The 18,537-nt window shown below is 68.3% G+C and carries 15 protein-coding genes and 1 pseudogene; 10 read left to right on the top strand and 6 right to left on the bottom strand.

The features are described 5' to 3' along the window. Positions 1 to 34: 34 nt before the first annotated feature. On the top strand, positions 35 to 907 hold the full coding sequence (locus OS889_RS12815; protein WP_372390296.1) for an alpha/beta hydrolase: 873 nt from the start codon (positions 35 to 37) through the stop codon (positions 905 to 907). Here the strand turns inward: OS889_RS12815 and OS889_RS12810 are convergent, their stop codons facing one another. After that, positions 908 to 1,312 (bottom strand): universal stress protein, encoded by a 405-nt coding sequence (locus OS889_RS12810; RefSeq protein ID WP_372390294.1) that lies wholly within the window; start codon positions 1,310 to 1,312, stop codon positions 908 to 910. 71 nt (positions 1,313 to 1,383) lie between these two features. Between OS889_RS12810 and OS889_RS12805 the strand changes: the two are divergent. Both OS889_RS12805 and OS889_RS12800 read left to right on the top strand, forming a co-directional pair. Continuing rightward, positions 1,384 to 2,040: pseudogene (locus OS889_RS12805) on the top strand (ATP-grasp domain-containing protein); the annotation flags it as partial. Positions 2,041 to 2,113: 73 nt separating this feature from the next. Next, positions 2,114 to 3,433, top strand: coding sequence for a phosphoribosylamine--glycine ligase (locus tag OS889_RS12800; protein ID WP_372390291.1), 1,320 nt, complete (start codon positions 2,114 to 2,116; stop codon positions 3,431 to 3,433). Between the two features lie 43 nt (positions 3,434 to 3,476). Here OS889_RS12800 and OS889_RS12795 read toward each other — a convergent pair whose 3' ends face one another. The 5 genes from OS889_RS12795 to glpA all read right to left on the bottom strand — a co-directional run bounded on the left by OS889_RS12795 (position 3,477) and on the right by glpA (position 10,288). After that, positions 3,477 to 4,130, bottom strand: coding sequence for a potassium channel family protein (locus OS889_RS12795; RefSeq protein ID WP_372390289.1), 654 nt, complete (start codon positions 4,128 to 4,130; stop codon positions 3,477 to 3,479). Between the two features lie 69 nt (positions 4,131 to 4,199). After that, a complete protein-coding gene (locus OS889_RS12790; protein ID WP_372390286.1) occupies positions 4,200 to 5,654 on the bottom strand; it encodes an APC family permease in 1,455 nt (484 codons plus the stop codon). 242 nt (positions 5,655 to 5,896) lie between these two features. Continuing rightward, on the bottom strand, positions 5,897 to 7,261 hold the full coding sequence (locus OS889_RS12785) for an anaerobic glycerol-3-phosphate dehydrogenase subunit C (protein WP_372390284.1): 1,365 nt from the start codon (positions 7,259 to 7,261) through the stop codon (positions 5,897 to 5,899). Beyond that, positions 7,258 to 8,541 (bottom strand): glycerol-3-phosphate dehydrogenase subunit GlpB, encoded by a 1,284-nt coding sequence (gene glpB, locus OS889_RS12780; RefSeq protein WP_372390282.1) that lies wholly within the window; start codon positions 8,539 to 8,541, stop codon positions 7,258 to 7,260. The genes OS889_RS12785 and glpB overlap by 4 nt, the downstream gene beginning before the upstream one ends. Further along, a complete protein-coding gene (glpA, locus tag OS889_RS12775) occupies positions 8,531 to 10,288 on the bottom strand; it encodes an anaerobic glycerol-3-phosphate dehydrogenase subunit GlpA (protein ID WP_372390280.1) in 1,758 nt (585 codons plus the stop codon). The genes glpB and glpA overlap by 11 nt, the downstream gene beginning before the upstream one ends. Positions 10,289 to 10,659: 371 nt before the next feature. On the opposite strand from glpA, the gene glpK reads away from it, so the two are divergent. From glpK to OS889_RS12740, 7 genes are all read left to right on the top strand, one after another. Further along, complete coding sequence (glpK, locus tag OS889_RS12770; protein WP_372390278.1) at positions 10,660 to 12,192, top strand: glycerol kinase GlpK; 1,533 nt, start codon at positions 10,660 to 10,662, stop codon at positions 12,190 to 12,192. A gap of 3 nt (positions 12,193 to 12,195) precedes the next feature. Next, positions 12,196 to 13,281 (top strand): DUF7973 family transport facilitator, encoded by a 1,086-nt coding sequence (locus OS889_RS12765; protein WP_372390276.1) that lies wholly within the window; start codon positions 12,196 to 12,198, stop codon positions 13,279 to 13,281. 180 nt (positions 13,282 to 13,461) lie between these two features. Continuing rightward, positions 13,462 to 14,655: a Cdc6/Cdc18 family protein gene (locus OS889_RS12760; protein ID WP_372390273.1), complete on the top strand. Its 1,194-nt coding sequence runs from the start codon at positions 13,462 to 13,464 to the stop codon at positions 14,653 to 14,655. Positions 14,656 to 14,798: 143 nt separating this feature from the next. After that, complete coding sequence (locus OS889_RS12755) at positions 14,799 to 15,806, top strand: zinc-dependent alcohol dehydrogenase (RefSeq protein ID WP_372390271.1); 1,008 nt, start codon at positions 14,799 to 14,801, stop codon at positions 15,804 to 15,806. A 33-nt stretch (positions 15,807 to 15,839) separates the two neighbouring features. Next, positions 15,840 to 16,253 carry a 6-pyruvoyl trahydropterin synthase family protein gene (locus tag OS889_RS12750; RefSeq protein WP_372390269.1) on the top strand — a complete coding sequence of 138 codons (414 nt, stop codon included), beginning with the start codon at positions 15,840 to 15,842 and terminating at the stop codon, positions 16,251 to 16,253. A gap of 1 nt (position 16,254) precedes the next feature. Further along, a complete protein-coding gene (locus tag OS889_RS12745) occupies positions 16,255 to 17,133 on the top strand; it encodes a methyltransferase domain-containing protein (protein WP_372390267.1) in 879 nt (292 codons plus the stop codon). A 131-nt stretch (positions 17,134 to 17,264) separates the two neighbouring features. Further along, complete coding sequence (locus tag OS889_RS12740) at positions 17,265 to 18,293, top strand: sodium:calcium antiporter (protein WP_372390264.1); 1,029 nt, start codon at positions 17,265 to 17,267, stop codon at positions 18,291 to 18,293. The last annotated feature ends 244 nt before the right edge of the window (positions 18,294 to 18,537 follow it).

The raw sequence follows: 18,537 nt of genomic DNA, 5'->3' as shown, positions 1-18,537 counted from the left end.
TCGGCCCTCGCGCTACGACTTCTCGACCGTGCGGATGACGTTCCGGAGCGGCGGCGAGCGCTGCGTCGGCCGGCTGTACCGCCCCGACCGGCCCGCCGATCCGGCGCTCGTCGTGCTGTCGGGCGGGCTCGTCGGCGCGAGCGCGTTCGGACTCGACGAGTACGCCGAGCGGCTCGCGTCGGCGGGCTACGCCGCGTTCCACTTCGATCCGCGACACACGGGCGATAGCGACGGACAGCCCCGGAACCTCGTCGACCCCGCCCGACAGCGAGCGGACTGGGAGGCGGCGCTTTCGGGGCTTCGCGGTCGGGCAGACGTCGCGAGCGATCGGACCGTCCTCTGGGGTGCGGGTCTCGCGGGCGGGATCGTTCTCGACGTCGCCGCCGCCGATCCGCGCATCCGCGGCGTCGTCTCACAGGCGCCGGTCCTCTCGGGGCGGGCGTTCCTGCGCGCCCGCGGCCTCGGATTCCTCGCCAGGGGCGTTCTGGCTGGCGTCCGCGACCGCCTCCAGTCGCCGCTGTTCGGAGTCCACTCCGTCTCCGTCGCCGCCGACCGCGCGGAGAAGCGCGGACTCGCACTCGTGTCGACGCCGGGAGCGCACCGCCGCTATCGCGAGGTCGTCCCCGACGACGCCGACTGGGAGAACCGCCTGCCCGCGCGGTCGCTGCTCGCGCTCGCGCGGCACGCGCCGGACGACCCGCCGCGTCCGTCCTGTCCCGTCCTGTTCGTCGGTGGGACGCGCGACGACATCGTCCCCATCGAAGCAGTGGAGGACGCGGCCGACGGAATCCCGGAGTCGACGCTGGTCAGCCTGCCGGTCGATCACTTCGAGTTCTACTCCGGAGAGGGCAGGGCGCGTGCGGTCGGCCACGGGCTCGCGTTCCTCGACGGCGCGGTCGGCGAGTGACTACTCGACCTCGACGAGGGGGACGACCGCGACGGGGCGATTCGAGTGGAGGAGAATCCGCTGGGCGGTGCTGCCGAAGACCACCTTCGCGGTCGGGTTCCGCTTGCGGATGCCGATGACGATCTCGTCGGCGTCGACGTCGTCGGCGTGCTCCAGCACGTCGGTATGGGGGTCGTTCCCGCGGACGAACTGATGGGTCTCGACGGTCGTGACGCCGGCGAGCCGGGCGGAGATGACGTTGAGGGCCTCCTCGCCGTCCCGGACGTCCTGGCTCGAGGTGTCGTCGCCGCCGGGGAGGGAGTTGACGGCGTGGATCTCGTCGCTGCGGGAGACCCGATCGAGGAGGTAGTCGCACAGCTGTGCGCTCGTGTCGACGTGGTTCGTCGCGAGTACGTAGGTCGCCATACTACGATGGCCGCGTGGATCGCATAAAAAGACACCCGTACAGGGAAGTCCGTCGGCCCCCTGGTGCCGGTATGGAGACTCGACGCTTCCTCTTCGTGTCCGCCGACGCCGCCCTGATCACGGACCTCGCGTGGCAGATCCACCGCGAGGGCCACGACGTGAAGTACTACATCGAGGCCGAATCGGACAGGGAGATCGGCGACGGCTTCGTCCCGAAGACCGACGACTGGCGGGCGGAAGTGGACTGGGCCGACGTCGTCGTCTTCGACGACATCTGGGTCGGATCCGATATCGGCACCGGTGCGCTCGCTCAGGAGCTCCGCGAGCGAGGGAAGGCGGTCGTCGGCGGCACGCCGAATACCGATCGGCTCGAAGAGGATCGCGGCTACGCGATGGACGTCCTCGAAGCGCACGGCGTCACCACGATCGAGCACCACGTCTTCGAGGACTTCGACGCCGGCATCCAGCACGTCCAGGAGAACCCCGCCCCGTACGTGATCAAGCCGCTCGGCGAGGTCCAGAACGTCAAGCGCCTCCTCTATGTCGGCAACGAGGACGACGGCAGCGACGTCGTCGACGTCCTCCGTGCCTACAAGAAAGCCTGGGGGCACCGGATGAAGGGCTTCCAGCTCCAGCGCAAGGTCGAGGGCGTCGAAATCGCCATCTGTGGGTTCTTCGACGGCGAGCGGTTCATTGACCAGGTCAACTTCAACTTCGGGCACAAAAGGTGTGATTTAGTGCACAATTGTCCATTAAATGTGGCTACGTAAACACTACAGACCCAAACTTAAATATTATACTATGGAATCCAAACACTTCCTGTTCGTCTCCGCCGACGCCGCATTGATCACTGACCTGGCCTGGCAAGTTCACCGCGAGGGCCACGACGTGAAGTACTACATCGAAGCCGAAAGCGATCAAGAGATCGGCGACGGCTTCGTCCCAAAGACGGATGACTGGCGCGCCGAAGTTGAGTGGGCCGATGTCATCATCTTCGACGACATCTGGGTCGGCTCCGACATCGGGACTGGCGCGCTCGCTAAGGAACTCCGCGAGGACGGGAAAGCCGTCGTCGGCGGGACACCAAACACTGATCATCTCGAAGAGGACCGGGGGTATGCGATGGAGATCCTCGAAGAACATGGTGTGAATACCGTCGAGCACCACATCTTCGACGACTTCGATGCCGGCATCCAGCACGTCCAAGAGAACCCTGCCCCGTACGTGATCAAACCACTCGGCGAAGTCCAGAACGTCAAGCGACTCCTCTACGTTGGGAACGACGATGACGGGAGCGATGTTGTCGATGTCCTGCGGGCCTACAAGAAAGCGTGGGGCCACCGGATGAAGGGGTTCCAACTCCAGCGGAAAGTCGAGGGTGTTGAAGTCGCTATCTGCGGGTTCTTCAACGGCAACGAGTTCATTGACCAGGTCAACTTTAATTTTGAGCATAAGAAATTATTCCCAGGAAACATCGGCCCGCAGACCGGTGAGATGGGGACGTCCATGTTCTGGGCGGGGCAGAACAAACTGTTCAAAGAGACCTTCGGGAAAATCGAAGACTGGCTCGCCAACGAGGGCTACGTCGGGAGTATCGACCTGAATTGCATCGTGAACGAGAACGGGATCTACCCACTGGAGTTCACGCCGCGGTTCGGGTACCCGACCATCGCACTGCAGGAAGAGTCAATCGAGTCGTCAACCGGCGAGTTCTTCTATGATCTCGCCCACGGAAACGATCCTGAACTGGAGGTGCACAACGGCTACCAAATCGGTGTTCGGGTCGTGCTGCCACCGTTCCCGTTCGACGACGAGAAGACGTACGATGAGAACTCCCGGAACGCTGCTGTCGTCTTCCAAACCGAGAGCCGCGAAGGGATCCACCTCGAAGACGCGAAGAAGGTCGATGGGCAGTGGCGGTCCGCGGGCGACAATGGGATGCCGATTGTCGTGACCGGCAAAGGCGACACGATGCAGCGCGCGCGAGAACGGGCCTACGAGCGCGTCGACGACGTCGTCATCCCGAACCTCTACTACCGCGACGACATCGGCGAGCGCTGGATCGACGGCGACGGCGACCGCCTCCTGGCGTGGGGGTACCTCGGACCGGAGGGCGAGTAGCGCCGCCGCGGGCGGAGCGGCGTTCGTTCGGTTCCCGCGGCGGCTACCCGCGGAGCAGATTCATCACCTCGTCGGCGACGTCGGGATCGACGGCGACGACGTAGCGTTTGCCGGGCTCTATGACCGTCTCCGGCTGGGCGATCTGCTCGCCCTCCTCGCCGGAGACGACGAGCGCGCCCGCGGGGAAGCGGACCTCAGAGAGCGTCTTGCCCGCAGCCGGCGCGCCCTCCTGGACCCGGATCTGCATCACGTCGATCCGCCCGGTCACGTCCGCGAGCGTCTGCACGTCGCTGCCGACGATCTCGTTCGCGGCCACGCGGGCGCCGGCGTGCTCGGGAAACACCACGCCGTCGACGAACTCCGCGTAGGCCTCGCCGGTCGCCTCCTGGATCCGGGTAACCGTCCTGATCTCGGGGTTGAGCTCCTTCGCGACCAGGCAGATCGCGAGGTTCAGCCCCGCGTGGCCCGTCAGCGCGGCGATGGCGTCGGCCCCCTCGACGCCCGCCTGCTTCTGGATGTCCGGCGTCGACGCGTCCCCGCGGATCACGGTCGCGATCCACTCGTCGGCGATCTCGTCGACGACGTCCGGATCGGGTTCGATGATCGATACGTCGTTGTCGCGGTCGGCGAGCAGTCGGGCGGTCTGGAGTCCGACGCGCCCGCCGCCGGCGACGATGATGTCCTGTTTGCTCGTCATTGGTTTGGATTCGGGTTCGGATTCGAGTTCGAGTTTGGGTTCGGGGTTGCGATCTTCAGCATCCGCGCGTCAGTCCTCCGCGATCGGTTCGCCGTCGGCGGTCGGTTCCGCGTCCGCCTCGGTCCCCCGCGTCCGGTATCGGTCCAGGGCGACGTAGACGACCGCGCCGAGCAGGATCCACGCGACGCTGAGGACCAGCGCCGTCGGGTCGGTCCGGACCAGGTACTCCACCAGCACGCCGGTCAGCACCAGATTCAGCACGATTCCCAGGATCGGCGGCACGGGGTAGTACGGCATCTCGTACGGTCGGTTCAGGTTCGGCCGCTCCCGCCGGAGCTTGATCACCGCGCCGTTGACCACGACGAAGGAGAGCAGGAAGAACAGGCTGGACATGTTGCCGGCGCTCTTCGTCGGCAGCGCGACCGAGCCGAGCATCACCACCGCGCTCGCGAGGATGGCGACGAAGGGCGTCCCGAAGCGGTGGTGGATCTGCCCGAACGACGGGAGCAGTTGCCCCTCGCGGCCCATCGAGAACGCGACGCGCGAGGAGGCGATCACGACTGCGTTCAGCGCGGTCAGCGTCGAGAAGACGGCGCCGAAGACGATCACCGCGCCGCCGTTCATAATCACGGGGATCCCGGTCGGCATGAACTCCGTCGCGGCCGCCGCGATGCCGGCCTCACCGGCCGCCGCGAGCCCGTCGGCGCCGAGCGTCCCGATGGCGACCGTGACGACGGCCATGTACACCACGACGGTCGCCGCGAGGCTGACGAAGATCGCCTTCGGGATGTTCTCCCTCGGGTTCTTGACCTCCTCGGTCACGGTCGTGATGAGGTCGTACCCCTCGAAGGCGATGAACGTCAGGCCCATCGCCGGGAGGATCGCGAACGCGCCCGAGGCCTCGGGAAAGAGCGGCTGGAACTCCGCGGACGAGAACATCGGGGAGGCGACGCCGAAGCCGACGAAGATCAGGAGGATCGTCACCTTCGTCGCGGTGAAGATCGTCTCGACGCTCCCGCTGGCGGCGGTCGAGACGGCGTTGAGGCCGACGAACAGCGCGACCGCGACGAGCGCGAGCCCGAAGCCGAGCGGGACGGCGGCGTCCAGGATCGGAAGGGCGACGGCGCCGACCTGGTCCGGCGGCGGGACGATGCCGTAGACGTGCAGGAGCTCGATGAAGTTCGGCGCGAACCCCAGCGCGTAGAGCGCGCCGGCGATCATGTACGCGAACCAGAGCATCCAGCCCATCAGGAAGGAGGGCAGCGCCTCGAAGGTCTCGTTGACGAAGGCGTACCCGCCGCCGCTCTTCGGGATCGCGCTCGCCAGCTCGGCGTAGGAGAGCCCGGTGAACGCCGTGACGACGCCGTTGAGGACGAACACCAGGATCGCGGCGGGGCCGGCGATCTCGGCGGCCAGCCCCGTGAGGACGAAGATCCCCGCGCCGATCATCGCGCCCATCCCGATCATCGTCGCGTCCAGCAGGCCGAGTTCGGCCTCCGGGGCGCGCTCGTCGTGGCTACTCATCGGTCACCGGTGGGTCGTCGGCTGTTCGTCCGCCCTGTTCTGTCGTCGTCCGGGTCGGGACGCGAGCACGCGCCGCCGTTGACGGACGCCCGGCCGCCGTCGGTCGGCCCCGTGTCCGCGCCGGATCGGAACACACACAGCCACGGTACAGACAATTCACATTGTATTTTTCGGCGGCTCCGGCTTGCTCGGAAGCGCCCGCCGGTATCTTCCCGGCCCCGTCGCCTCCGATCTCTACCGGATCACTCGACGAGCGCGGCGTCGAGCAGTTCCAGCGGGTGTCTGATCTCGTAGCCGGTCCCGTGTTCCATCTGCATCGCGCACGTCGGGCACTCGGTCATCCCGGTCTCGCCCTCTGTGGCCTCCATATGCTCGAACATCTCCTCGCCGATCGCCATCGACTTCTCGTACTTCTCGTCCTTCCAGCCGTAGGTGCCGGAGATGCCCGAGCAAGAGTCGCCGACGTCCGCGACGTCGACGCCGTCGAGGTCGCGGAAGAGCTCGACCGCCTGGCGTTCGAGCCCCTGATTCCGCGCGTGACACGGCGCGTGGTAGGCGAACTCCCGCGCGAGGTCGCCGTCGACGTCCGCCTCTCGGAGTTCCTCGCGGAGGTCCTCGTGGATCCGGAGGTACTCGACGGACTCGAAGGTGTGTTTCGCGACGTCGTCGATGCCGTCGATGTCGAACAGTTCGGGGTACTCCTGGCGGAGCGCCATCGAACAGGAGGTACAGGAGGCGATGGCGTCGTAACCCTGGTCGACGAGGTCCGCGAAGGACGAGACGTTGACCTCCGCGTGGCGGCGCGCGTCGGAGAGCATCCCGTTGGCGAACATCGGCGTGCCCGAACAGCCCTGCTCGGGGACGACGACCTCGTAGCCGAAGTGCTCGAAGACCCGGACCATCGACTTGCCCACCTCGGGGGTGTTGTAGTTCGCGTAACAGCCGTGGAAGTACGCGACCCGTTTGTCGGCGTCGCGGGGCTCGCCGCGGCGCTCGCGGTGCTCCTGTGCGCGCTCGCGGGAGCCGGCGGCGGCGCCCTTCCGCTCCCACCACTCCCGGAAGGTCTCGGTGGCGAACGCGGGGAAGTCGCGCTCGCTCGTGATCCCCATCGTCTTCTCCATCAGCCACCGCGCGGGCCCGAAGTTCATCGCGACGTTCGCCAGTCGGGGGGCCTTGCTCGCCAGCCACGCCGACGTGCGGTAGTTCGCGAGGATGCGGTTGCGCCAGTACTCGACGGAGAGCTTGGACATCTCCTCTTCGACGTACTCCCCGCGGGCGGTGTTGTGCATCTGCGAGAGGGGGACGCCGGAGGGGCAGGCGCTGTCGCAGCGCATGCAGTTCGAGCAGTCCATCACGGACTCGTCGACGCCGTAGTCGTCGTCCTGCTGCTTGAGCCGCCACTGCTCGGGGCCCTGGAACTTCGGCCCGGGGAAGTCGTCGTCGACCTCCGCGACCGGGCAGTTCGTATCGCAGGCCGAGCACTTGTAGCAGGAGTCCGCGCCGGGGCGGAGGTCGAAGTCGGTGCTGTCGGGGAAGACGTCGACCGGCTCGAAGTCCTCGCCCGCGTTCGGTTCGATGGGTTCGAATGGTCGCTCTGCGTCGCTCATCGTGATCGTGCCCTCCGCGCCGCGTTTCGGCCCGCGGCGTGGCCCGTCGCGATCGACACCCCGCTCCCGGACTTCTCGGCCGCGAAGTCGTGGCCGCCGAGCACCGCGCCGGCGGCCGCGAGGTTCTCGAACTCCGGCGCGCCGTCGCCGTCCAGCGGCCGCAGGTCGCCGTCGGTGCGCACGCCGAACCGCGCGAAGGCGTGGTCGCCGAACGCGTCGAAGTCCGACCACTCGTAGCGGTCCTCGGGGTGGGAGACGTGGCAGTCGAAGATCGGTTCGTAGACGCGGTCGCGCTCGGACTCGACGCCCTTGCCGACGAGCCCGCCGGTCGCGAGGACGTACTCGTCGGCCGCGTAGGGGATCTCGGCGCCGTTCTTCTCGACGGAGACGCTGGCGACGCTGTCGCCGTCGGCGTCGTAGCCGACGACGGGGTTTCCGGTCTCGAAGCGCGCGCCCGCGGCGTCGAGCGCGTCGAAGAGCGCGTCTTCGAGCCGGAGCCCCGGCAGCGACGGCGGCCCCATCGGCACCTCGAAGACGTCGGCGCCGAGGCGGTCGGCGAGCGACTCCCGGACGTCTCGGGCCGCGTCGTCGCCGAGGACCGCCGGGAAGCCGACGCGCGCCTCGCCCTCCAGTTCGGTGTTCACGCGCTCGGCGAGCGCGTCGCGGGCGGGCCGCTCGCGGCCGCGGACGGTCACCGACCCGTCGGTGTCGAGCAGTTTCGCGTAGCGCGTGACCTTCGCGTCGGCGTTGAGGTCGCCGGGGAAGCGGACCGTGACGCCGCGGACGTCGAAGGGGACGCCGGCCGCGCGGAGGTGGGCGGCGACGTGCGGCGCGTCGAAGTCCGAGAGCGACTCGAAGCCGACCAGCAGGACGTCGCGGTCGTCGCTCGCGAGGCCGGCGGCCGCGCTCGCGGGGTAGCGCGCGGTCGGCTTGACCGTGCCGCCGTGGGTTGGAACGAGCGCGTTGGCGTCGGTGTGGCCGCCCCGATAGTCCCCGGCGACGTCGTCGAAGAGCGCCATCGCCTCTCGCACCCCGTCGACGCCGACGGTCCGGTACGGGTGCGATTCGGGGAGGTCCGGGATCGCCGCGTAGGGATCGACGAGCGGGCCCTCGCCGTCGGGCGCGTAGCCCAGGAGGTCGACGAGCCCGGAGGCGTGCCGGAGCGTGCTCTGCTTGTAGGAGACGAGGCGCACGTCGGCGCCCGCGCGGGCGGCCGAGAGCGCGCTCGTGATCCCGGCGAGGCCCCCGCCGATCACAAGGACCTCGGAGTCAATAGCCACGCTCGTTCCCCCCGTCGGCGACGGCGCTTTCGCCGTCCGTGCCGCCGGCCCGAGCGTCGTCGGACCCGCCGGCGTCGAACGCGCCGTAGTCGATTTCGGCCTCGCCCCCGCTTCCGCCGCGGTCGGCCGGGTCGCGGTCGCGGTTCTGCGTCGCCGCGTGCAGCGCGTAGTTCAGCATCGCCTGTGAGAGCTGTTCGCCCCACAGCGCGTGGCGCTGCCCCTTCCAGCGCTCCTGGAGCAGTTCGTCCCAGGCCCGTCGCGCCGCGGACTCGTCGTAGTCGCCGTGGAGTTCGCTCGCCAGCCGATGGGCACAGAAGCCGCCCTGGCAGTTGCCCATCGACGCTCGCGTGCGGATCCGAACGGCGTTGAGATCGGTGCCGGACTGGGAGATGGCGTCCTGAACCTCGGCGCGCGTGACGCCCTCGCAGGCGCAGATCGTGGGATTCGGGCCCGAGACGTCGAGCACGTCGTCGGCGCGCGAGCCGAGGCGCTCGACGCTCCGCCGCCCGATCGGCGAGCGGAGGCCGAACTCGTCCATGTAGTCCCGGAGGACCGAGAAGTCCTCGCTGCCCGGGAGGGGCACCTCGGCGGTCCGGCAGTCGGCGTCGACGCCGAACTTCCCGCAGACGTGGTCTGCGATCTCCTCGGCCATCATCCGGTAGGTGGTGAACTTCCCGCCGACGATGCTCGTCAGCCCGCCCAGGTCGTCGCGCTCCTCGTGGTCGAGGAGGAAGTAGTCCCGCGTGATGTCGGTCGGGTCGTCGCTGCCGACGTCGGGGGGCTCGTACAGCGGGCGGACGCCCCAGAAGGAGCGGATCGTCCGCGCGTCCTCCAGCATCGGCACCAGTTCCGAGAGCGTCTCGATCATCAGGTCGACCTCCCAGCCCTCCTCGGGGTAGTCCTCGGGGTCGTCGACCTCCTCGTCCGTCGTCCCGAGGATGCAGGTCGTCTCGTGGGGGACGACGATGTCGGCGTCGCCCTTCGGCCGACAGCGGTTGATGACGGTGTCGACCTGCCGGACGTTCATGATCGTCATCACGCCCTTGGAGGGCCGGACCTCGATGTCGACGCCGGCCATCTCGCCGATCTGGCCCGCCCACGCGCCCGTCGCGTTCACGACGTGGTCGGCGCGGATCTCCTCGGTGCCGCCCGCGGTGCCGTGGACGCGCTTCCCGGAGCCGGAGGCGTGCTCAACCTCGACGCCGACGATCTCGCCGCTCTCGACGAGCAGGTCCGTCACCTCCGAGTGGGTCTCGATGCGCGCGCCGTGCTCCTGGGCGCTGGCGGCGTTGGCGACGACGAGCCTGAAGGGATCGACCGCGCCGTCGGGGACCGAGATCGCCTTGTCGATGTCGGGCGCGAGGTGCGGCTCCAGCTCGCGGGCCTCCTCGGCGGTGAGCACCTCCGCGGGGATGCCGCAGGCCTCACAGCCCTCCAGCTTCGCCTGGAAGTACTCTTCTGTGTCCTCCGGGCGCTTGACGAACAGCCCGCCGGTCAGCTCGACGCAGTGGCTGGCGATGTCGCGGAGGACCCGGTTCTCCTCGATGCACTCTTCGGCGCTCGCCTGATCGGAGACCGCGTACCGCCCGCCGCTGTGGAGCAGCCCGTGCATCCGGCCCGTCGTGCCGTGCGTCAGATTCCCCTGCTCGACGAGCGTCACGTCGAGCCCTCGCATCGCCAGATCCCGGGTGATGCCCGTCCCGGTGGATCCGCCGCCGACGACGACGATGTGTGGTGCCGATGCCATTCGTACCCACACGGTTTGGGGTCGCCCTACTTTATTTCATCGGTGAATCGGACCCTGTAGTAAAAATAAAGATCGTCCCTGTGGGAATCGATCGGCCGAACGCCAGGGTCTCAGCGTCCCTGCCGCCGACCGCGCCCAGCGAACCCAGCCGCAGCCGATTTTCGGCGCAATCGACACAGTCGACGGGGCGAAACCGCAGGGCGGCGTCAGGATAGCGTCACAAGTAACGCCGGATTCTTCGGTTTTCGGCCGCTCTAAATTATCTTTACTATTAGTCGCGTATCTTGGATAACATTTATTGTATCCTGGTCTATTATTCATTACCAAGGCGGCAATGGCAGTCAAAATGTCGCCGGATGGTGAGCGTAACAATGGCAGACACATACGTCGGCGCGATCGACCAGGGGACCACTGGCACGCGGTTCATGGTCTTCGACCACAGTGGACGGGTCGTCGCCAACGACTACGAGAAGCACGAACAGATCTACCCCAATCCCGGCTGGGTCGAACACGATCCGGTCGAGATCTGGGAGAACACCAAAGACGTCGTCACGAACGGGCTCAAGCAGGCGGGCATCGACGCCTCTCAACTGGAGGCGCTCGGGATCACGAACCAACGGGAGACGACGATCGTCTGGGACAAAGACAGCGGCAAGCCGGTCCACAACGCCCTGGTGTGGCAGGACCGCCGGACCACAGACCGGATCGAGGAGCTGGAGGCCGAGGACAAGATCGAGTGGATCCGCGGCAAGACCGGACTCGAAGCGGACGCGTACTTCTCGGCGACCAAGACCGAGTGGATCCTCGACAACGCTGAACCGCTGAAGCTCGACCACGTCCGTTCGGACGATCCGCGCACCCGCGCATCCGACGGCGAGCTCCTGATGGGCACGATCGACACCTGGCTCATCTACAACCTCACCGGCAACCACATCACGGACGTGACGAACGCCTCGCGGACGATGCTATACAACATCCACGACCTCGCGTGGGACGATGAGCTCCTCGCGGAGTTCGGCGTCCCCGAGACGATGCTCCCCGAGGTCCGGCCGTCCTCGGACACCGACTACTACGGCCACACCGACCCCGACGGGTTCCTCGGCGAGGCGGTCCCGGTCGCCGGCGCGCTCGGCGACCAGCAGGCGGCGCTGTTCGGTCAGACCTGCTTCGACGCCGGCGACGCGAAGAACACCTACGGCACGGGGTCGTTCTACCTGATGAACACCGGCAACGAGGCCGTCGAGTCCGACCACGGCCTGCTGACGACGATCGGCTTCCAACGATCGGGCGAGCCCGTCCAGTACGCCCTGGAGGGGTCGATCTTCGTCACCGGCGCGGCCATCGAGTGGCTCGAAGACGTCGACCTCATCAACAACGCGGCCCAGACGGCCGAACTCGCGCGCTCTGTCGACTCCACCGACGGAGTCTATATGGTCCCGGCGTTCACGGGCCTGGGCGCGCCGCACTGGGACGGCCGCGCACGCGGGACGATCGTCGGGATGACCCGCGGCACAGAGAAGGCACACCTCGTCCGCGCGACTCTGGAGTCGATCGCCTACCAGACCCGCGACATCGCGGAGGCGATGGAGGCCGACTCCGGCGTCGAGACGACGACCCTCCGAGTCGACGGCGGCGCGGTCAAGAACAACTTCCTCTGTCAGCTCCAGTCGGACATCATCCAGACCGAGATCGCCCGTCCCGAGGTCGACGAGACGACCGCGCTCGGTTCGGCCTACGCGGCCGGGCTCGCGGTCGGCTACTGGGACAACCTCGACCAGCTCCGCTCGAACTGGCAGGTCGACAAGGAGTTCGCCCCGGAGATGAGCCAGGACGAAGCCGACGGGCTGTACAGCCGGTGGGACGACGCCGTCGAGCGCTCGCTGGACTGGGCCCAGGAGGAGTGACCGATGGTGGACGCACTTCTCCAGATCCCGCTGATCGGGATGGAGGTCGAGCCGTTTCTCGTGCTCCTCCTGACCGCGCTCGCCGGTGGGGCCTTCGGGGCGGCCATCGGAGCGCTTCCCGCGTTCATCTTCACCGGGTTCGTCGTCTTCCTCGGCGAGGGGCTGGCCATCCTCCAGCGCCAGATCGGCACCCTGGAGGCCGTCCCGAAGGGCGAACTCGCCGCGGGCGTGACCGGCGTCATCGGCTTCGGCGCGATCACCGGGCCGCATATCGCCTTCGCTGGCGGCGTCGCCGCTTCCGCCTACGCGGGCAAGAAGTACCCCGAGATGGAGCCCGACGGTTGGGACTACCACTTCGGGAAGAACATCCTCTACGCGTTCGGGACCAAGCCCGATATCCTGGCGGTCGGCGCCGTCTTCGGCGGGCTCGGGATGCTCATCGCGCGGGTCTCCGGCGCGATCGGGCTCCCGACCGACGGCATCGCGCTGTCTGTCGTCCTCACGGCCGTCATCGCCCGCGTCGCCTTCGGCTACCCGCTCGTCGGGAAGGCGGCCGGTTCGAGCCTCCTGGATATGTCGCCCTTCGAGCGCGAGGAAAAGCGCGCCGCGACCGACGGGGGCGAGGTGCCGGCCGAACACGCCGGGCGCTTGGCGACGGAACCGTGGCTCCCGCACCAGTACAAGTGGTCCGGCGTCACCGCGATCGGACTCGTCGCGGGGGTCCTCGCCGGATACATCTGGCTACAGACCCAGAGCATCTTCCTCGGCTACGCGATCTCGGCGGTCAGCCTCCTGTTCCTCCAACTCGGCGTCGAGAAGATCCCGGTCACCCACCATATGACGCTGATCGGCGCGGTGGGCGCGGTGCTCTTCCTGCCCGCGACGGGCAGCCAGTTCATCGCGCTGGTCGCGGCGGGTCTCTTCGGCGGGATCAGCGGCCTCCTCGGGGAGTTCACCCAGCGGATCATGTACTCCCACTCGGGGACGCACGTCGACCCGCCGGCGATGGCGATCGTCATCGCGATGCTCTTCGTCGGGATCCTCTACCTGCTCGGGCTCTTCCCGAACGCAGGATATCTCGCGCTGTAGCCTCTGTGACGCCTCCGATCACCGTCGGTCCGCGTGACCGGGTGATTTTTATTGTATAGGCCTCATCGACAATAATGAATGACGGAACCGATGGCCGACGGCGTCGCTCGCTGGTCCCCGGAGGCGACGCCCGCCCGAGCGCGGACGCGGTCGGGCACCTGACCCGGGGCCGACCGAAGTATGGACCTGGACGCACGGATCAAACGACGGCAGCGGGGCGAGGGCGAAAAGCGGCTGATCCAGGACTACGAGGCGCTGTCGCCGGCCGCCCACATCGAAGAGCCCTCCGACCGCGGCCCGGTCTTCGAGCGGTTGCTCGATCACCTCGATCCCGTCTTCAACGGGACGCTCCCGCCGAACGCGTACGTCCACGGTGCGTATGGAGCCGGAAAGTCGGCCATCATCACGGCGCTCTTCGCGCGCCTGAGGCGCCTCTCGACGCAGTCGGGCGCGGTGATCCACACGAGCACGCGCGCCCGCTCGCCCTCGATCCCGGAGTTCGTCTATCTGGACCTGCGCGAGACCGCGAGCGAGTTCGCCTTCTACCACCGGATCCTCGACGGCTGCGTCGAGGAGTCGATCCCCCAGCACGGCATCAGCACCGACGAGCTCCTGGACAAACTGCACCGCGCCCTCAGCGGCTGGACCGCGGGCGCGGTCGTGGCGATCGACCACGTGGGCGAGCCCGAGGGCGTCGACACGGAGAGCCTCCTCGATCGGCTCTCCGGCCTGCCGAGCAACGTGAGCTGGCTCGCGATCAGCCGCACGCCGCCCGCGGAGACGGACTTGACCACCTACACCGCGACGTCGATCGAGATCGGCCGCTACCAGCGACAGATGCTCGTGGACGTGTTGATGACCCGCGCCTCCGCGGGCTTCACCCGACAGGGGCTCGATCACGACCAGGCCCGCCGGATCGCCGAGTGGGCCGAGGGCAACGCCCACGACGCCCTGGCGGCCCTGTTCCTCGCGGCCGACCGCGCGGACCGGGCGAACCGGACGCGCCTCCGCGACGAGGACGTCGAGGTCGCGATCGAGGAGATCCCGCGTCCGTCGGTGTCGCTGGCGCGGATGCAGTCGCTCCCGGAGAACAAACAGCGGGTGCTCCGGGAGCTCGTCGACCTCGACGGCGCGGCGCGGGCGTCCGTCGCGGACACCACCGACGCGATCAGCGACAGCCCGGACCTGGACCTCTCTCGGGGGACGGTCAAGCGGTTCCTCTACGAACTGGCCGAGGTCGGCGTCCTCGATCGGGTGCAGGCCGAGGGCCACGGCGGGAAGGGCCGGCCCCCGAGCCGACTCGAACTGCGGTTTCCCGCGCGGCTCTTCAGCCGCCTCTACGACCTCCGGCAGGCGCCCGCGAGCACGTCCTGACGACCGCGGCGTCCGAACGCGGTCCGGACGGCCCCGAGACGCGATCCGCGCGGCCGATAGGCTGATTACACCGTAGTCCTGTGTGACTGACGTTACTCGCCGCCCGCGCGTCCGGCGATCGGACCGCCGGCGTCCAGCCCACGATGAACAGACGATCGCTGTACTTCACCGGGCCGTACGAGACGAGCGTCAGACGGACGAGCGTCGAGCCGGCCCCCGACGAGATCTGCGTCGAGACCCGCGTTTCGGCGGTCAGCGCCGGGACCGAACTCCTCATCTACCGGGGTGAGGCGCCGACGGACCTCCCGGCCGACGAGACCCTCGATACCCTGGAGGGCGACCTCTCGTTTCCGCTGCGCTACGGCTACGCGGCCGTCGGCGACGTCGTCGCGGTCGGCGAGGCGGTCGACGACCACTGGGCCGACCGCACGGTCTTCGCGTTCAACCCCCACGAGACGCGGTTCTCCGTCCCGACCGACCTCGCCGTCCCGCTCCCCGACGGCGTCGACGCCGAGGAGATGGCGCTGTTTCCCTCCGTGGAGACCGCGACGTCGCTCGTCCTCGACGGCCGGCCGCGGATCGGCGAGGACGTCGTCGTCTTCGGCGCCGGCGTCGTCGGACTGTGTACGATCGCCGTCCTCGCGTCGTTCCCGCTCGGACGCCTGATCGCGGTCGAGCCGATCCCCGAGCGACGGGCGCGCGCCCGCGACTTCGGCGCCGACGTCGCCGTGCCGCCGGCGGAGTTCGACGGGGCGCTCGATGCCGACGCCGACCGCGAGGGCGCCGACCTCGTGTACGAACTCTCCGGCCGCCCGGCGACCCTCGACGACGCGGTCGACGCGGTGGGCTACGACGGCCGCGTCGTCGTCGGATCGTGGTACGGCGACAAGCCGGCGATGCTCGACCTCGGCGCGGACTTCCACCGCGACCGGATCTCGTTCGAGTCGAGCCAGGTCAGCACGCTCGCGCCGGAGACCCGCGGCCGCTGGACGAAGGCCCGCCGCGCCGAGACCGCGCTCGATCGCCTGTGTGAGATCGACGCGAAGTCGCTCGTCACCCACCGGATCCCGTTCGACGACGCGCCCGAGGCGTACCGGCTCCTGGACGACCGCGCCGACGGCGCCCTCCAAGTCCTCCTGACGTATCCGTGAGGCGACTGCGCTCCCGCGCGAACTTTCCCACCGATGACACACGAACGCCCATCCGCCGACGCGCCGGCCTACGAACTGACCGTCACCCGCGACTTCGTCGCCCAGCACTTCCTCACCGTGCCCGACCCGGGGCCCGAGGGCGAGGTCCATAGCCACCACTTCACCGTCGAGATCCGCTTTTCGGGGCCCGAACTCGGCGAGTACGGCTACCTGGTCGACATCGACGCGGTCGAGGCGATCCTCGACGACCTGGAGGCGCGTTACCGCGATTCGCTCCTGAACGACCTCCCGGAGTTCGAGGGACTGAACCCCAGCGTCGAACACTTCGCGCGGCTGTTCGGCGACCGCGTCGCCGACGCGCTCGGGGATGCGACGCCGACTGGGCTGTCGGTCCGGATCTGGGAGGACGACGTCGCGTGGGCGAGCCACCGCCGCTCGCTGGAGTGAGATGAACCACGCCCGGCCGCGGTACCTCGAAGCGAAGCGCACCGTCGACGACCGCGCGCTCTCGTCGCGCGTCCGCGACCGGCTCCTGGCGGCGCTCCCGGCGGAGCCGCGGATCCTGGAGGCCGGCTCCGGGACGGGCGCGACGGTCCCGCGGCTGTGCTCGTGGGGCGTCGACGCGGGGCGCTATCGGGGCGTCGACGCCGATCCTCGCATCGTCGCGTTCGCGCGCGACGTCCGGCCGGCGGCCCTTCAGCGCGCGGGGCAAGACATCGAGAACGAGTGCCGCCCGGCCGACGACGGGACGCCGGATTTCACCGTCGCCGACCTCGACGTTCGGTTCCAGGTCGGCGACGCACTCGACGCCCTGGAGGCGGCCGCGGACGTCGACCTGGTGGTCGCCCAGGCGTTCGCGGACCTCGTCCCGCTCCCGCGGCTCGTCGCCGCCGCGGAGTCGGCGCTGCGGCCGGGCGGGCTGGCGTACTTCCCGATCACCTTCGACGGCGGGACGATCTTCCAGCCCGACCACCCCGACGACGGCGCGATCGAGCGCGCGTACCACGCGGCCATCGACGCCCGCGTCGGCCGCGACGTCCGCGCCGGGCGACACCTCGCGGACCTGCTCCGGCGGCGGGACGGCGACCTCCTCGCGGTCGGGAGCTCCGACTGGATCGTCCGGCCGCGGGCCGGCGCGTACCCGGCCGACGAGCGGTACTTCCTCTCGCGGATCCTGGAGTTCGTCGCCGAGGCGGTGCCGTCCTCGCCGGTTGCGACGCCGGATCCGGATTCGTGGCTCGCGGCGCGCCGCGCGCAACTGGCGGCGGGCGAACTGACCTACGTCGCCCATCAGTACGACCTGCTCTACCGGGCGCCGAGCGGCTGATAGTGGTTACTCTCGTTTCTTACTGCTGAACGCCGTCACCGGAGGTGGCGTTCGGCGGTAAATTGAGGGTAATCTCTGAGGCCGGCCCGATCGGTGGCTCTTTCCCCTCGGCGGCGAATCGGCCCGGATAGATGCCGCTGTTCGGCCTCCTCCCTCACTCGCCGGCGGTCGACGCCGTGGTCGTCCTCGTCGCGACGGGGTTCATCTGGCTCGGGAGCGGGTGGCTTGAAACGTCCGCCGAGCGGCTCTCGGCGTACTACGGCCTGCCGCCGGTGGTCCAGGGATCGATCGTCGTCGCGATCGGATCGAGTTTCCCGGAGCTGTCGAGCGTCGTCTTCGCGGCCCTCGCGGGCGTGTTCGATATGGGCGTCGGCGCGATCGTCGGCTCGGCCATCTTCAACATCCTCGTGATCCCCGCGCTCTCGGGACTCGTCTCCGAGCGCTCCCTGGAGACGAACCGCACGCTCGTCTACAAGGAGGCGCAGTTCTATATGATCGCCGTCTCGGTCCTCGTGGTCACCTTCGCGCTGGCGGTCATCTACGCGCCCGCGCCGGACGCGACGCTCGTCGGCTACATCACCCGTCCGCTGGCGATGCTGCCGCTCCTGCTCTACGGACTCTACATCTTCATCCAGTGGCAGGACGTCGCCGATTCCGAGACGGCGGGCGTCGACGACGGCGTTCCCGTGATTCGGCGGTGGCTCCTGCTCGCGGCCGGGCTCGTCGTCATCCTGCTCGCCGTCGAACAGCTCGTCGGCAGCGTTGAGGCGCTCTCTCACTCGTTCGGCGTGCCGGACTTCCTCGCGGGGGTCACCGTCGTCGCGGCCGCCACGAGCCTCCCGGACCTCATCGTGAGCGTCCGGTCGGCCCGCGGCGGCAACAGCCTCACCAGCCTCGCGAACGTCTTCGGCTCGAACACCTTCGACCTCCTGGTGGCGATCCCGGTCGGGGTGCTCATCATCGGGAGCGTCCCGATCGACTTCGCGACGGCCGTCCCGATGATGGGGGTTCTGACCTTCGCGACGATCCTCCTCTTCGCAGCGCTCCGGACCGACCTCTCGCTCACACATAACGAGGCGTACCTGCTCGCACTCACCTATCTGCTGTTCGTCGTGTGGGTCGTCGCCGAGACGGTGGGCGTGACGAATCTCATCAGATAGCGTTAGTGATATAAAAAGAAAGTAATGTACAGAATATAGACTTGAGATTCGATCTGAGGTCGCAGAATCCCTTCAGAATGCGAAATTATCGAACTAAAAATTCTTTACTCTCGTCCAGAAAACAGTAAGAAAAATAATATTTATCGTATAGTACCTGAAATATGATCTGAACTGCGGAGTCTCACTCCACCGGATCCGTGACGGGTTGGCGGTGTCCACGGCGTCGACGACGGGAAGAGAACCG

This window comes from Halobellus sp. MBLA0158 (assembly GCF_041477585.1).
In the GTDB taxonomy this organism is placed as follows: domain Archaea; phylum Halobacteriota; class Halobacteria; order Halobacteriales; family Haloferacaceae; genus Haloquadratum; species Haloquadratum rubicundus.
The sequence above is the reverse complement of the archived record's forward strand: the minus strand, read 5'-3'. Positions and strand labels throughout refer to the sequence as shown.

Coding starts and splice junctions, on each gene's coding strand:
- OS889_RS12815 (WP_372390296.1), top strand. CDS start 35: ATGACGTTCCGGAGCGGCGGCGAGCGCTGCGTCGGCCGGCTGTACCGC.
- OS889_RS12810 (WP_372390294.1), bottom strand. CDS start 1,312: ATGGCGACCTACGTACTCGCGACGAACCACGTCGACACGAGCGCACAG.
- OS889_RS12800 (WP_372390291.1), top strand. CDS start 2,114: ATGGAATCCAAACACTTCCTGTTCGTCTCCGCCGACGCCGCATTGATC.
- OS889_RS12795 (WP_372390289.1), bottom strand. CDS start 4,130: ATGACGAGCAAACAGGACATCATCGTCGCCGGCGGCGGGCGCGTCGGA.
- OS889_RS12790 (WP_372390286.1), bottom strand. CDS start 5,654: ATGAGTAGCCACGACGAGCGCGCCCCGGAGGCCGAACTCGGCCTGCTG.
- OS889_RS12785 (WP_372390284.1), bottom strand. CDS start 7,261: ATGAGCGACGCAGAGCGACCATTCGAACCCATCGAACCGAACGCGGGC.
- glpA (WP_372390280.1), bottom strand. CDS start 10,288: ATGGCATCGGCACCACACATCGTCGTCGTCGGCGGCGGATCCACCGGG.
- glpK (WP_372390278.1), top strand. CDS start 10,660: ATGGCAGACACATACGTCGGCGCGATCGACCAGGGGACCACTGGCACG.
- OS889_RS12765 (WP_372390276.1), top strand. CDS start 12,196: ATGGTGGACGCACTTCTCCAGATCCCGCTGATCGGGATGGAGGTCGAG.
- OS889_RS12760 (WP_372390273.1), top strand. CDS start 13,462: ATGGACCTGGACGCACGGATCAAACGACGGCAGCGGGGCGAGGGCGAA.
- OS889_RS12755 (WP_372390271.1), top strand. CDS start 14,799: ATGAACAGACGATCGCTGTACTTCACCGGGCCGTACGAGACGAGCGTC.
- OS889_RS12750 (WP_372390269.1), top strand. CDS start 15,840: ATGACACACGAACGCCCATCCGCCGACGCGCCGGCCTACGAACTGACC.
- OS889_RS12745 (WP_372390267.1), top strand. CDS start 16,255: ATGAACCACGCCCGGCCGCGGTACCTCGAAGCGAAGCGCACCGTCGAC.
- OS889_RS12740 (WP_372390264.1), top strand. CDS start 17,265: ATGCCGCTGTTCGGCCTCCTCCCTCACTCGCCGGCGGTCGACGCCGTG.